This window comes from Blastococcus haudaquaticus (assembly GCF_900230285.1).
Classification (GTDB): domain Bacteria; phylum Actinomycetota; class Actinomycetes; order Mycobacteriales; family Geodermatophilaceae; genus Blastococcus_B; species Blastococcus_B haudaquaticus.
The window spans coordinates 169,442-184,086 of record NZ_OCNK01000004.1; the positions used below are offsets into that span (position 1 = coordinate 169,442).

A 14,645-nucleotide genomic window follows, 5' to 3' on the forward strand; every position below is an offset into this window, starting at 1 on the left:
GAGAGGGGGGCGGTGGGTGGGCTGCTGCCGACGGCTGACCGTCAGGTTCTGGCGACGGCCGGGTCCCCTGGGTCCGGCTGCGCGGGCGCCCGCAGGAGGAGTCCCGTGCCGACGAGGGAGATGAGCGAGGTGGCGAGGAGCACCAGGGCGACCGGCGTGGCATCCGTGATGCCGACAAGGCCAGCGATGGGCGAGACCAGTCCCGCAACCGTGAAGGTGGCGAATCCGTGGACCGAGGTCGCGGTGCCCGCTTGCGCGCCCTGACCGTCCAACGAGATCGCCTCCGCGCACGGAAAGCAGCCACCGCAGCCGGCCACGAAGAACCAAAGGCAGACGAGCACAGCCCCGGTCCCCCAGGCCTGCAGCGGCAGGATCGCCGCGGCGGCCGCCGCGGTGACAACGGTGAATCCGGCCAGCGTGGACGCGGTCCCGTAGCGCCGCACGAGCAGGGAGGCGAGCTGCACACCCGCGACCAGGCCGAGTGAGTTGCACAGGAAGACCACCGCGAACGCACGTGCGCTGAGGTCGAACGCGTCTTGCAGCAGCAACGGGGACGCGGCGACGTAGGCGTAGACCCCGGCGTAGGTCATGCTCGCCACCAGCGTCGCCCGGCGGAAGGCTCGATCGGCCCACACCGCACGGACGCGCACGGTCAGCGGTGCCGGTCTCGACCGGCGATCAGCCGTCTCCGGAATCACCAGCACGGTCGTGACCAGCATCACTGCCGACGTCGCGGCCAGGATGAGGAAGATCCCGCGCCACCCGACGACGGGCAACAGCTCGGCACCGAGCACGGGCGCGAGCAGCGGTACGGTCGTCGTCACGAGCGTCACCCGGGACAGGAGCACGGCCAGTGCCTGGCCGTCAGCGAGGTCCCGGACGATCGCGAGGACGAGCACGGCGCTGCCGGCGGCACCGATTCCCTGCACGACACGGCAGACGACCAGGATCTGGCCCGTGGACGCCATCGCGCAGGCGAGCGTGGCAAGCACGTGCAGTGCGGTCGACAGCAGCAGTGGCCGGCGTCGTCCGACCCGATCGCTCCACGCGCCAACGACCAGCTGCCCGGCTCCCAGCCCGATGGTCATCCCGGCCAACGTCGCCTGCACCATCCCGTCGGTGGCGCCGAGGTCGTGCCGTAGCACCGGGAAAGCCGGCAGGTACAGGTCGATCGACAACGGCCCCAAGGCCGTCAGGAGCCCGAGAACGAGCACGACGGCCACCCTCGGTCCTCCGCGATGCGCCCCGCTGGCTGCCACCCGCGCCCCTCACACCGGTCACATGCATTTGGTGGTGTCGTGCGGCGATCGTGGCATGTCGCCGCACACCTGTCAAAGCGCTATGGTGGTGTGAGCGGAGAGGAGCCCCATGACCGAGTCCGTCGATGAGTCAGTCGTACCCGCGGCCGCCGGATTGGTGCGCGACTTCGTCAACACGCACGAGCCGCAGGTGGCTGCGGAGGCGCTCAGCTCTCCGCAAGAACTGGAGGCCTGGTTCGACGCCCGCGGGCTCTTGCCCCCCGGAAACCGGCTGGGCTCGTCGGATCTCGCCGCAGCCCTCGCGCTGCGCGAAGGACTGCGCCAGATCCTGCTCGGCCACGCCGGCCATGACAGCGACGCCGGATCCTTGGCAGCCCTGGACGCGACCCTGGCGGAGCTGCCGATGCGGTTGCTCGTCACCGCAGAGGGATTGCGCCTCCTCCCCGCAAACGACGTTCCACGCGTTCGGACCTTCGCGTCGATCATCGACGCCATCCGTGAATGCGAGAAGGACCGGACCTGGACAAGGCTCAAGGTCTGCGCCCGCGACACCTGCCGCTGGGCCTTCTACGACGCCTCGCGCAACCAGACGCGGCGCTGGTGCTCCATGGCCGGTTGTGGCAATCACGTCAAGATGCGTCGGGCCTACGCCACCCGGCGAGATCGAGCCCTGTCGAGTACCGCACCACGGACCCAACCCCCCACGTAACGGGCGATCGCAGGCGGAGCGGAGCGACCGGTTGCTAGATCACCGGCGCCGCAGGAGCGAGACGTCACTCTCGCCGGGCCGCCGGCAGCAACATCCAGGAACCGCGCGGCACTCGGCGTGCAGCAAGGGCCGGCCGACAGCGAGAACGCTGCTCTTCCTGCGCACTGTGCGGCGCCGAAGGCACGCTGAAGGCACGGCATCCACCTCTCACTGGGCGGTGACCAGTTCAGATGGTGCTCGAAGCCTCAAGCCTTCCAAGCTGGCCATGCCGGTTCGATGCGGGTCACCCGCTCCACGCACACCCCGAGTCAGGTGGCCTGCTGAGCACTCAGCGGGCCCAGCGTTTGTTGAGCACCGGGAGCTTCCGACGGAGCACCACGCGCTTTCCGTAACTCGTCGACACAGAGTCGACCTTGTGATACCCCAGGAGTCGGAACAGAGATTGGCTCGCGGTGTTGTCCGGGTGGACCGTGCACATGATCTCCTTCTTACCGAGATCGGTCGCCTGCTGTTCGAGCAGCTCGACGAGAGCCCGGGCCAAACCCTTCTTCCGGTGCTCCGGGAGCGCAAGTACTAGTTTGAGGTTGATCGAATCCTGCAGGGCTTCGGCCTCGTCAGTGAAATAGTGCTTGATGCTCTCATCGGTTCCACCACCGTCGTACAGAATCGCTGCTGCGACCAACGTGCCATGCTGTCGCGCACCCAGGGTGATGTGGTCGATGAGGCATTCCTTGAGCATGACGTCCGTATTGGCGCGCAGCCACGAGTCGTCCTTAATGGTGCTCAGGACCTCGCTCTGGAGGTGCTCCAGATCCGGCAGGTCCGCCGGGCCGAGCCGGGTGATCTCGTAACCCTTGGCCTCGGTCAGCGCCTGCACGTACCCGTAATAGCCGGGGTGCATGGGAATCTTGTGGTGCAACAGGTGGCCGTGCCAGCTCTCGATGAGCGCGTGGATGTTCGCGAAGGACCCCGCCTCCTTGACCAGCGCGGTCTCCAGGACGCCCTTGTTGCCGACTGCCGTGAAGAATCGGTTCCGGAACAGGTCGTCGGTGAGCGCAAGGTCGAGAGCGCCCTTGCGGACGAGGAGATGCAGCGTCTCGAAGAATGTGAGGTAACTGCTGACGAGGGGTCGGTCCGCAGCCACGACCTCCTCTTTGAGGAGAAGTTTGCGCCAGAGCGCGCCGATGTTGGCGTCGGAGGCGAAGCCGGTCTGGAGGTCGCGGATGAATTCCGCTTGGGCGAGCCGCTTGGTCAACCTGACCTCGTAAACGACCACGAGCGCACCCACCACACCGCCGACCGCGATGAACACACCGAATGCAGCGGGCCACAGGATATTGACCGCGAGCACCGACAGGGCGAAAAGAGCCGCCGCGACCGTGATGACAACGGGGTCGCGACCGATTGCGCGCAATCTCACGCCGGCGACGCTACCTGCATGGCGCTCCAGGGTCGGTCATGCGAAGAATCGGGGCGAGTCGCCGTGGCGTCATTACCTGAGCCGGGTCGCCGCCTCCGGTCTGTTGCTCAGGACGACGAGCCGTTGGGTCGCCCGCGTCATCGCGACGTACCGGTCCACGGCCCCCTCCACCCCCGTGCCGAAGTCCTCCGGGTCCACGAGGACGACGAGGTCGAACTCGAGTCCCTTCGACAGCTGCGGCGTCAGCGACCGCACGCGGGAGGAGCCCTCGAACGTCGGGTCACCGATCACGCAGGCGACGCCCTCGGCATGCTCGGCGAGCCAGGCGGCCAGGATCGCGTCCCGCTCCGAGAGCGGTCCGTGCACCACGGGCACGCCGGTGCTGCGGACGGAGGTCGGCACGTTGGCGTCCGGCAGCACGGCACGGATGACCGGCTCGGCCTCCACCATGACCTCCTCCGGCGTCCGGTAGTTGATGCTCAGCGAGGCGATCCGCACGTCGTCGAACCCGACCCGTTGCAGCCGTTCCTCCCACGACTCCGGGAACCCGTGCCGGGCCTGCGCGCGGTCGCCGACGACGGTGAGGCTCCGCGACGGACAGCGGTGCAGCAGCATCTGCCACTCGGCGTCGGTCAGCTCCTGCGCCTCGTCCACCACGATGTGCGCGAACGGGCCCGCCAAGAGGTCGGGGTCGCCGACCGGCAGCGCCGCCTCGTCGACCAGCGCGTCCCGCAGGTCTCCATGGCGCAGGCTCGTCATCAGCAGCAGCTCGGAGTCGTCGGCCGCGATCAGCTCGTCGATGACGTCGGCCATGCGCGACCGTTCGGCGGCGACGACCGCCTCCCTCCTGCGCGAGCGGCCGAACGCCGCCGGGTCGCCGAGCCGCTGCCGGGCCGCGTCCAGCAGCGGCAGGTCCGACACGGTCCACGAATGTGGATCCGCCCGCTGCAGCGCCCGGACGTCGTCGGGCTCCAGCCACGGCGCGCACCTCCGCAGGTACGCTGGCACCGACCACAGGTCCCCGACGACGTCGGCGGCCTCGAGCACCGGCCACGCGCGGTCGAACGCCTCGGCGAGCTCCCGGTTGCGCTGCAGCGACGTCCGCACCTGGCCGGCCGCGACGTCGCCGTCGTCGGTGTCCACGAGGTCGTCGTGCTGGTCGACCAGGATCGTGAGCAGCTCCTCCCAGACCTGTTCGCGCGCCTCGTTGTGCGGCGTCCCGGGATCGGGCGCCTCGAAGGCCTCCGCCCAGTCCTCCGCGCCGAGCCGGACGTCGGCCCACGCGGTGCTGATCACCGTCTCCCGGGCGGGGGGCTCCTCGTAGAAGGCGACCGCGGCCTCGATCGCGCCCACCATGTCCGCGGACGACTTCAGGCGCGCCACCCGCGGGTCCGTCTCGATGCCCGCGCCGGCTCCCTGCGGGACCAGGTCCCGCAGCGTGCAGGTCCGCACACCCTCCTCCCCCAGGCTCGGCAGGACGTCGGACACGTAGGCCAGGTACGGCTCGTGCGGTCCGACGAACAGGACCCCGCCGCGCCGGTGGGCCAGGCGGGGATCGGAGTAGAGCAGGTAGGCGGTGCGGTGGAGGGCGACGACGGTCTTCCCGGTGCCCGGTCCACCGTCGACGACGAGGGCGCCCTGCGAGCCCGCGCGGACGATGGCGTCCTGGTCGGCCTGGATGGTCCCGAGCACGTCGCGCATCCGGGCCGAGCGATTGCTGCCCAGGCTGGCGATGAAGGCCGACTGGTCGTCGAGCGCGGCGGCGTGCCCGTCGAACTCCTCCGCGACGAACACCTCGTCCCAATAGTCGGTGATCCGGCCCCGGGTCCAGCGGTACCGGCGCCGGCCGGCCAGGCCCATCGGATCGGCGTGCGTTGCGCCGAAGAAGGGCTCGGCCGCGGGCGAGCGCCAGTCGACCAGCAGCCGGCGGCCCGAGCTGTCGGTGAGCCCGAGCCGGCCCACGTACACGGCGTCGGAGCCGTCGGCCGGGTCCATCCGCCCGAGGCACAGGTCGAGACCGAAGCGGCGCAGCGTGCGCAGTCGGGCCGCCAGCCGGTGGACCTCCAGATCCCGGTTCAGCGCCTCCTCGCCGCTGCCGCCGGGGGCCCTGCGTTCGGCGTCGAGCCGCTCCGACAGGTCGGCGAGCGACTGCTCGAGGCTGGCGGCCATCACCGCGAAATGCTGCTCGTCGCCGGCGATCAGGGCCGGATCGGCCTTGGCGGCCAGCTGGTCGGGAAGGGCGAAGACGTGCGTCAGACCGTTCACGACGAGCGAGTGTGGGACCGGACGGGGGTCTTGCCGCAAGCCCCTGGGTGCGCTATACGTTCAAGTGGGAGTTGAGAGGACCTTCTCCCGCCCCCGCCGGCTCCATTCTGGTCGCCCGCTCGAAACGCACCATCAGGACGTCCGGGTACGTCTCAGAAGACACTGTTCGGGTCGTAGTACTCCTCGATGTTCTCGCAGCCGATCCCGACCGCCAGGGTGAAGGACTCTTCGGGGTAGTCGCTCGGCTCCGTCTTGCCCGTGGCCACGTCGACGGCGATCGCCAACGCCTCCTCGGCGGCGAGCGACGGCGAGTTGAGGCCGGTGGAGAGGTAGCGCCCCTCGCAACCGTCCCGCTGGATCAGGGCGAGCGCCTCCTTCTGGCCGTCGGCCGAGGCAGCGACGTAGACGTTCTCGTACTGCGCCTTCCCGTTGACGACCGCGTAGGCACCAAGTGCCATGGAGTCGTTCAACCCGAAGATCAGGTCGACGTCGGGGTTGGCGGCCAGCATGTTCTCCGCCGCGACCTGTCCCTTGTCCTGCGCGTAGTCCCCCGATTGCTCGGCGACGATCTCGTACGGCAGTCCGCCCTCCTCGAGCCCGTCGAGAAAGCCCTGGCGCCGGGCGGGCCCGACGAACTCATCGGTCGCCGGGCCGGTGAGGATTGCCACCTTGATGCTCGTCTTGCCCATGTCGAGGAGCCGTTGGGCGCTGATCTTTCCCGACTCGCGGCCGATGGTCAGGTTGTCGGACTGGACGCTCGTCATCCCGGTCTCGGGGACACTGGTGTCGATGTAGACCACCGGGATCTCCGAGGCGACCTGGGTCATCATCTCTGTCTGACCCTTGACGCTGGTCGCGTTGACGACCAGCACATCAGCTCCCTGCGCCATCATCGCCTGCATCTGGTTCAGCTGGATGGCCGGGTCCTTGTTGGCGGACTGGAAGAGCAGCTGGAATCCCTGGTCCCGGGCGATCTGCTCCGCCCGCACCTGCATGGCCGCGAAGTACGGCGCCTGCAACTGCTGCTGAGCGAAGCCGATCACCACATCGCTGACATCGGACCTGACGCCGTTCGCCGGTCCCTCAGCCGGCCGTTCGGACGGGTAGATCTGCCCGCAGGAGCTCACCGTCGCCACCACTGTCGCGGCGGCGGCGACCGCGACCAGGCGCCGGAGCCGGGGCCTCGTCCAATTCGCACGCATCACTGTCGTCCTCGCCTCACGCGGTCGCGGGTTGAGTCGGGTTGGTCTTGCGCTTGCGCACGATCTGGACCGTGGCCAACGTGACCGCGACCAGGATGAGCGCGCCGCGGAACGCGTCCTGCAGGAAGGTGGAGACGTTCAGCAGGGACAGCAGATTGGCGATGACGGCGAAGATGATCGTGCCGACGACCGCGCCGAACACCTTGCCGTACCCACCGGAGAGGCGGGCGCCGCCGATGACCACCGCCGCGATCGCCTCCAACTCGAGGAGATTCCCGGCGGTGGAGGTGCCGCTGGCGAATCGGGCGAGGAACAGCCAGCCGCCCAGACCGACGAGCAGTCCGGCCAGGATGTACACCGACCACAGGGTCGCTTTCACGGGGATACCGGAGCTGCGGGCGGCTTCGACGTTGGACCCGATGGCGTAGACCCGGCGTCCCCAGACCGTGCGGTACAGCAGGAAGGCGATCAGCCCCGCCATCGCGAGCCAGATGAGCGCCAGTACCGGGATGCCGAGGAGTGTGGACTGTCCGAAGCTCGCGTAGGAATCGGCGGCCTCCGGGTTGATCGGGATGCCGTTGCCGTAGGCGTAGACGAGACCGCGGGCCAGGGCGAGCATGCCCAGCGTCACGATGAACGGCTCGAGGCCACGGAAGGCCACCAGCCAGCCGTTCACGGCGCCGATGAGGCCCCCGATCCCGAGCGCCACGACCAGCCCTAGCAGCACCGAGGGACCACCGAAGAGTCCGGCCGCCACGACCGCGGCGAGGCCCAGCGCGGAGCCGACGCTGATGTCGATCCCCCCGGTCAGTACGACGATCAGCTGGGCCAGCACCACGACGCCGATGATCGACATCTGCAGCAGCAGGTTGGTCAGGTTGGTGCGGCCCCAGAAGATCGACCCCCGGGTGATGGTGGCGACGATCAGGAGGGCCAGCAGGATGTAGAGGGCGTACTGGCCCTTGAGCCAGGTGCTGATCGCGGTGCCCCTGGATGTGTCCTCCTCGTGGTGATGGACGGGAGGGACCGTAGGTGTCGCTGTCATCGAGGAGCTCCTTGGTCTCTGTCGCTGCGGGAGGAAGGGCCGGTCAGCCCTCGTGGGTCAGTGCGGTGCGGACCAGGTCGTCCGTGGTGGCGTGCTCGGGATCGAATTCCGCGACGATCTCGCCGTTGCGCATGACGAGGATGCGGTGGCAGAGCGAGAGGAGCTCCTCGGCTTCGCTCGATACGACCAGTATCCCTTTTCCGCGCGCTGCGACGCCGTGGATGATCTGGTAGATGTTCGAACGGGCGCCGACGTCGATGCCTTTGGTCGGCTCGTCGAGGACGACGAATTCCGGATCGGTCTCCAGCCATTTGGCAACCACGACCTTCTGCTGATTCCCGCCGCTCAGGTTGCGGGTGTAGGTCTTGGTTCCGCCCTTGACCTGGTACTCGGAGATCAATTCGCGGATCCGCGTCTTCTCGCGCTTGGCATCGACGACGCCCGCCTTGGCCATCGTGGGCAGCGCAACGAGGCTCATGTTCTCGCCGTTGTCGAAGTCCTTGACGAAGCCCTCGAGTCGGCGGTCCTCGGTGAGGTAGGCGATGCCCATCGCCACCGCCGCTGTCGGGTTGGGCAGGCTGACCTCACGGCCGTGCAGCTTGATCGAACCGCCCGCGGCCGGGCGCTGCCCCGTGATGGTCCGCGCGACCGACGAGCGCCCGCTGCCGACGAGCCCGTAGAGACCGACGATCTCCCCCGGGTTCACGTCGAACGACACGCCGTTCGCGGAACCGCCGTGGAGATCCCGGACCGACAGGGCGGGGACCTGGTCCGGCGCGGCGTGCACCGGGTCGGGCCGGGCGAGAGCCTTCAGGGCCTGCCCGATCATCAACGCCGTGACCTCGTCCGGGTCGGTCTCGGCGGCATCGAGGACCTTGACCAGCGTGCCGTTGCGCAGCACCGCGATCCGGTCGCACATGGCGAAGACCTCGTTCAGGCGGTGGGACACGAAGATGATCGACGTCCCCTCGTTCTTCTCCCGCTCCACGAGGCGCAGGATGTCGTTGAAGTGCTCCTCACTCGTGGACGCGGTCGTCTCGTCCAAGATCATGATCTTGTGCTTGGTCACTGCCGCGCGGCTCAGTGACAGCATCTGCCGCTGTCCCGGTCCGAGGCCACGTGCGAGCTGGCGGGTCGAGAGGTGGCCGAGACCGACTCCTTGCAGCACCTCTCGGGTCTCTGCACTGTTGGTGTCGACCTTCCGCGCCCATGGCCGGATGTCACGGCCCTCGCGCAGCTTGTACAGCCAGACGTTCTCCCCCACCGTGAAGTCGTCGATGATCAGCGGCTCCTGGTGCATCATCAGAACGCCCGCCCGCTCCGCTTCGGCGGCGTTCCTGACCGGGTGCGGGAAACCACTGATCGTGATCTCGCCGTCGGTCAGCGTCTCGACGCCGGCCAGCAGCTTGGCGAACGTCGACTTCCCCGCCCCGTTGGCGCCGCAGATGCCCAGCACGCTTCCGGCGTAGCCCTCCAGATCGACACCGTCGAGCGCCTTCACACCGGGATAGTGCTTCTTCACCCCGACCGCGGTGAATGCCACCTGCCGCGGGCCTGTCACACGTGTTTCTTCTTCTCCGCGCTGGTCGGTCGTGGCCACCATGACTCCGTATCTGCTCTGGAATTTGCGACGTCAGAGGTGAATGGTCAGGGAATGAGTGACACCTTGATCGATTCCTTGCCGCTGTCCACGAGCTCCAGGCCCTTCTCGAACTCGGCGAGGGGCAACTGGTGGCTGCAGATCTCGTCCATCGGCAGCCGGCCTGACTCGATCATGCGGATCGCGGCCGGCCAGCAGTGCGGGCCGAGGTGCGCGCCGCGGACATCGAGCTCCTTGTCGTCGCTGATGATCGACCAGTCGACGGTGACGTCGCTGCCGAAGACGCTGTACTCGACGTAGGTGCCGAGCTTGCGCAGCAGGTTGAGCCCCTGGCCGACGGCGGAGGGGTGGCCGGTGGCCTCGAGGTAGACGTCGGCGCCATAACCGTCGGTCAGTGCTCTGACCCGTTCGACGGCGTCCTCGGAACCGATGTCGATCACCAGATCCGCGCCGCACTCCAGCGCCAGGTCGAGCTTGTCCGGCGCCAGGTCGAGAGCGATCACCAGCTCGGGGTTCTTGGACTTGGCACCCGCAACCATCCCGAGCCCGATGGGGCCGCATCCCGCGACCACGACCACGTCCCCGAAGTGGATGTCGGCCCGCTCCACGGCATGCAGCGCGCACGACAGCGGCTCGGCGAAGGCCGCGTGTGCGGGGGGCACGTCCGCGGAGATCTTGTGCACCAGCGCGTCCCTGGGAAAGAGCATGAACTCGGCCATCGCGCCGGGGGTGCGGCGCTTGAAGCCGTAGATGTCGTGCCGCTGACACATCCAGTACTTGCCATCCAGGCAGTAACGGCACTGCCTGCAGGGCACGATCTGCTCGCTGACCACCCGGTCGCCGACGACGATGCCCCACCGCTGCGCGGCCTCGCCGTCCAGCTCGACCACGGTGCCGACGAACTCGTGGCCCGGAACCACGTCGGTCTCGGCCCACGCGGGACGCGACTCATCACCCCAGAACTTCGCGGCACCGTGAAAGCACTTCAGGTCGCTCGCACAGATGCCTACGGCTTCCACCTTGACCAGCGCCTCGCCCGGCCCCGGAACGGGGACGGGCACGGACTCGAGCCGGTACTCGAGAGGGCCGTGACAGACGACCGCCCGCATCGTGTCCGGCATTGCCGGGGCATCGTTCTCACCGCTCATCGAGCCTTCTTCGGTCATGAGGCGTCTCGGCCATGGTCAGGCCCGGTGTGATGCAGACCATAAGTGGCGGCCGCACGCCTGTCCAAGGGAGCTGACCAGCGGTTCTCCGACCGCGGGTGGAACGCACGACGGCAGGGGCGGACGTGGCCGAGAGGAAAGAGCTTGCGCTCGGACCGGCTCACGGAGAGCGGGTCGAGAGTCGCGCCGATGGCGAGGAAGGTGGAGCTGAGCAGCCCGCTGCCGCGGTGGTTCGGTGGTCCTCGCTCCTGTCGGCTCAGGTCTGACCGATCGCCCGGCGTCAGCCTTCTTCGATCACCGAGAAGACGTTGCCCGCGGGATCGGTGAACCAGGCGATCAGCGGCCCGCCGGCCCGCATGATGCCCTTCTCGTCGGTCGGCGGGTTCTCGTAGCGCTCGAACCGGACGCCGCGCGCGGTCAGGTCGTCGACGGCCTTCTCCACGTCGGGCACCGGGAAGTTGAGGACCGTGAACGTGGCCGGCGTGTGGTCTGCCTTCCCGTACACCAGCACGTCGGTTCCGCCGGAGAGATGGAGTCGCATGATGCCCTCCATCTCCTCGTCACTCACGCGGAGCCCGAGGGTCTCCTCGTAGAAGCGCCGGGCCGCCACCGGGTCCTTGACCGAGAAGCCACTGAATGCCTTGCTGTCGGCGAGCATGGGTCGTCCCCTCTCGAAGGTCTCCGACGGTGGACCGATCGAACGGACCGGACTCATCGGCGGCACCCGGCGCTCAGTCCATGGACGTCGGCAGCCCGAGCGTCGCGAACAGGTCGTTGTCGAGGTCGAGGAAGCTCGAGATGTGGGCGATCCGGCCGTCCTCCACCTCGAGCACGTGCAGGGCCCACGGCTCGCGGCCACCACCCTCGCGCGGGCGGTACTGGGCAAACGCCGGCGAGCCGTTGGCGCTCAGCGGGACGACCGCCGAGCCCCGGCACTTCGACCCCGGGCCGAGCATCCAGGTGCCGATGTCGTCGCGACCGCGCAGCCACATCTCGAAAGGCGGCATGTGCTGGGTCGCGTCCTCGTGCAGCAGGCTGACGAACGCCTCGATGTCGTACCGCTCGAAGGCGTCGACGTAGCGGGCCAGCAGCTCCCGGTGGTCGGCGTCCAGGGCTCGCGGCGCGGGCACGCCGTCACCCGCAGCGGCCAGGGTCGCCCGCGCGCGCTGCAGGGCGCTGTTCACCGAGGCGACCGTGGTGTCGAGGAGCTGGGCGACCTCGTCGGCCTTCCACCGCAGCACCTCGCGGAGGATGAGGACGGCGCGCTGCCGGGGCGGCAGATGCTGGAGCGCAGCGACGAAGGCCAGCCGGATCGACTCCTTCGCCACCGCGCGCTCCGCCGGGTCACCGTCCTCCGGCAGGACCTGGCGGTCGAGCACGGGCTCGACCCAGGCGGTGGCCGGCCGCCGGCCGGCGAGCGAGGCCTGCACCGGCGGGAACGGCGAACCGGCCAGGTCCATGGGCAGTGCCCGACGCTGCCGGCCGGACAGCTGGTCGAGGCAGACGTTGGTGGCGATGCGGTACAGCCAGGAACGCAGCGCCGACCGGCCTTCGAAGTCGGCGAGACCGCGCCAGGCCCGCACCATCGTCTCCTGCACCGCGTCCTCGGCGTCGAAGGACGAGCCGAGCATCCGGTAGCAGTAGCCGGTCAGCTCACGGCGGTGCTCGAGCAGCCGGGGATCGAGCTGATCCGGCGGGCCGATCGCGACGCTGGTCACCTGAGACCACTCCTCCGAGTCGATGTGCCCGTCAGCACACCACAGGACGACGACACTTCGGGAGCCCCTGCGGGCCGGTCACCCGCGCAGGGGGCCGGAACTGGACTTCGTCCTGGCGGCCCACCAGCATTCAGCCCGACATGACCAACCAGCCACGGTCGGGCCGGCCCGACCCCCGACCGGCCAGCCAGCGGGATGGGTTCCCGGCCTCCTCCGGACCAGGCTCGACGACATGACCACCGACACCGACGTGCTCCCCACGATGTCCTTCCCGGCCGAGCCCCCTCCCCGGCGGCGGACCGGTCTCCTGCGCCAGCTCGGGGTGGACACCGGGTACACGCTGACCGGCTTCCCGGTGGCGATCGCCGCCTTCGTCGTCGTCGTCACCGGCCTGGCCGTGGGTGCCGGGCTGCTGGTCGTCTGGGTCGGCGTCGCCGTCCTCGCCGCGACGCTCGTCGCCGCCCGCGGCTTCGCCGTCGTGGAGCGCGCCTGGCTGCCGTCGGTCCTGGACCGCCCGGTCCCCCAGCCGGCCTACCGGACGCCCGAGGGGAGCGCGACGCGCAAGCTGCTCACCCCGCTGCGCGACCCGCAGACCTGGCTGGACGCCCTGCACGCGATCGTCCGGTTCCCCGTGGCGATCGCCTCCTTCGTCGTCACCGTGACGTTCTGGTCGATCGCGCTCGCCGGCCTCACCTACGCCGCCTGGGACTGGGCGCTGCCCGACGCGTCGACGGATCCGGACAACATGGACCTCCTCGAGCTCGTCGGCATCGAGAGCTCCGCCTGGACCCGGATCGCCCTCTACACGGCCATCGGCGTCGTCTTTGCCGTCCTGCTGCCCTTCGCCGTCCGCGCGGTCGCGCTGCTCCAGGCCCAGCTGGGCCGGGTCATGCTGACCTCCCGCGCCGCCGCGCAGGCCGAGATCGGCCGCCTCGCCCAGGGCCGGGACGCCGCGGTGGCCGCCGAGGCCGTGGCCCTGCGCCGGCTGGAGCGCGACATCCACGACGGACCGCAGCAGCAGCTGGTGCGGCTGAACATGGACCTCGCCCGTGCCCAGCGGACGCTGGAGCGCGACCCGAACGCCGCCCGCGAGGCCCTCGGCGAGGCGGCCGGCCTGGCCCGCGAGACCCTCGAGGACCTGCGCGCGCTGTCCCGCGGGATCGCTCCCCCGGTGCTGGCCGACCGTGGCCTGGCGGCCGCCCTGGCCGCCGTCGCCGCCCGCTCCCCCGTCGCCGTCGACCTGGCCGTCGACCTGCCTGAGGAACGCCTGGCACCGGTCACCGAGAACACCGCCTACTTCGTGGTCAGCGAGGCGCTGGCCAACGTCGCGAAGCACAGCGACGCCACCGCCTGCCGGGTCGCGGTCGTCCGCACCGGCGACCGGCTGCACGTCGTCGTCGAGGACGACGGCGTGGGCGGTGCCGTGCTGGCCCCCGGGCACGGCCTCGCCGGGCTGGCCGACCGGCTGCAGGCCGTGGACGGCGTCCTGTCCGTAGAGAGCCCGCGCGGTGGACCGACGAAGCTGGTGGCGGAGCTGCCGTGCGCGTGACCCAGGGCGGGTCCGGTCCCATGCGCGTCGTACTGGCGGAGGACTCGGTGCTCCTGCGGGAGGGCCTGGTCCGGCTGCTGGAGGAGGCCGGCACGGAGGTGGTCGCCGCCGTCGGGGACGGCCCCTCGCTGGTCCGGGCGGTGCGCGAGCACCGCCCGGACGTCGCCGTGGTCGACGTCCGGATGCCCCCGTCGCACACCGACGAGGGGCTGCGCGCGGCGGTCGAGGCCCGCCAGCAGGTGCCCGGGACGGCGGTCCTGGTGCTCTCCCAGTACGTCGAGGTCGCCTACGCCGACGAACTGCTCGCCGACGGCGCGGGCGGCGTCGGCTACCTGCTCAAGGACCGCGTCGCCGACGTGGACACGTTCCTCGAGGCACTCCAGGACGTGGTCGGCGGCGGCACCGTGCTCGACCCGCAGGTCGTCGCTCAGCTGTTCGCCCGGCGCCGCGCCGACGACCCGGTCCGCCGGCTCACGCCCCGCGAGCGGGAGGTGCTCGGGCTCATCGCCGAGGGCCACTCGAACGGCGCGATCGCCCGCCTCCTCGTCGTCACGCCCGGGGCGGTGGAGAAGCACACCCAGCACATCTTCGCCAAGCTCGGCCTGGCCCAGGACGACGACCAGCACCGGCGCGTGATGGCGACGCTCGCCTACCTGCGCGGCTGACCACGCCGGAACTCGATGGCGGACCGTCGGACCCGCCCGGTAGACAC

12 protein-coding genes are annotated in these 14,645 nt (G+C 69.8%); 3 read left to right on the forward strand and 9 right to left on the reverse strand.

Annotated elements, in window-relative coordinates:
* Positions 1-41: 41 nt before the first annotated feature.
* Positions 42-1,223 (reverse strand): multidrug effflux MFS transporter, encoded by a 1,182-nt coding sequence (locus tag CRP30_RS16950; protein ID WP_159961768.1) that lies wholly within the window; start codon positions 1,221-1,223, stop codon positions 42-44.
* A gap of 145 nt (positions 1,224-1,368) precedes the next feature.
* Here CRP30_RS16950 and CRP30_RS16955 point away from each other — a divergent pair, with 145 nt between their 5' ends.
* Positions 1,369-1,968, forward strand: a complete 600-nt coding sequence (locus tag CRP30_RS16955) for a CGNR zinc finger domain-containing protein (RefSeq protein ID WP_097185179.1) — start codon at positions 1,369-1,371, stop codon at positions 1,966-1,968.
* 328 nt (positions 1,969-2,296) lie between these two features.
* On the opposite strand, the gene CRP30_RS16960 is transcribed toward CRP30_RS16955, so the two are convergent.
* From CRP30_RS16960 to CRP30_RS16995, 8 genes are all read right to left on the reverse strand, one after another.
* Positions 2,297-3,388: a GNAT family N-acetyltransferase gene (locus tag CRP30_RS16960; protein WP_200814819.1), complete on the reverse strand. Its 1,092-nt coding sequence runs from the start codon at positions 3,386-3,388 to the stop codon at positions 2,297-2,299.
* 72 nt (positions 3,389-3,460) lie between these two features.
* Complete coding sequence (gene helR, locus CRP30_RS16965; RefSeq protein WP_097185180.1) at positions 3,461-5,653, reverse strand: RNA polymerase recycling motor ATPase HelR; 2,193 nt, start codon at positions 5,651-5,653, stop codon at positions 3,461-3,463.
* 152 nt (positions 5,654-5,805) lie between these two features.
* The gene (locus CRP30_RS16970; RefSeq protein WP_097185371.1) at positions 5,806-6,855 is read right to left on the reverse strand and encodes a sugar ABC transporter substrate-binding protein; all 1,050 of its coding nucleotides are present in this window, start codon (positions 6,853-6,855) and stop codon (positions 5,806-5,808) included.
* 16 nt (positions 6,856-6,871) lie between these two features.
* Positions 6,872-7,900 (reverse strand): ABC transporter permease, encoded by a 1,029-nt coding sequence (locus CRP30_RS16975; RefSeq protein ID WP_097185181.1) that lies wholly within the window; start codon positions 7,898-7,900, stop codon positions 6,872-6,874.
* Positions 7,901-7,943: 43 nt separating this feature from the next.
* Positions 7,944-9,500, reverse strand: coding sequence for a sugar ABC transporter ATP-binding protein (locus CRP30_RS16980; protein ID WP_200814820.1), 1,557 nt, complete (start codon positions 9,498-9,500; stop codon positions 7,944-7,946).
* Positions 9,501-9,547: 47 nt separating this feature from the next.
* The gene (locus CRP30_RS16985) at positions 9,548-10,648 is read right to left on the reverse strand and encodes an alcohol dehydrogenase catalytic domain-containing protein (RefSeq protein ID WP_235003494.1); all 1,101 of its coding nucleotides are present in this window, start codon (positions 10,646-10,648) and stop codon (positions 9,548-9,550) included.
* Between the two features lie 298 nt (positions 10,649-10,946).
* Positions 10,947-11,324, reverse strand: coding sequence for a VOC family protein (locus tag CRP30_RS16990; RefSeq protein ID WP_097185184.1), 378 nt, complete (start codon positions 11,322-11,324; stop codon positions 10,947-10,949).
* Positions 11,325-11,397: 73 nt separating this feature from the next.
* Positions 11,398-12,384, reverse strand: a complete 987-nt coding sequence (locus tag CRP30_RS16995) for a sigma-70 family RNA polymerase sigma factor (protein ID WP_097185185.1) — start codon at positions 12,382-12,384, stop codon at positions 11,398-11,400.
* Positions 12,385-12,616: 232 nt separating this feature from the next.
* Between CRP30_RS16995 and CRP30_RS17000 the strand changes: the two genes are divergently transcribed.
* Complete coding sequence (locus CRP30_RS17000) at positions 12,617-13,933, forward strand: sensor histidine kinase (RefSeq protein WP_235003495.1); 1,317 nt, start codon at positions 12,617-12,619, stop codon at positions 13,931-13,933.
* On the forward strand, positions 13,924-14,598 hold the full coding sequence (locus CRP30_RS17005; protein WP_235003496.1) for a response regulator: 675 nt from the start codon (positions 13,924-13,926) through the stop codon (positions 14,596-14,598). Before CRP30_RS17000 ends, CRP30_RS17005 begins: the two co-directional genes overlap by 10 nt.
* The last annotated feature ends 47 nt before the right edge of the window (positions 14,599-14,645 follow it).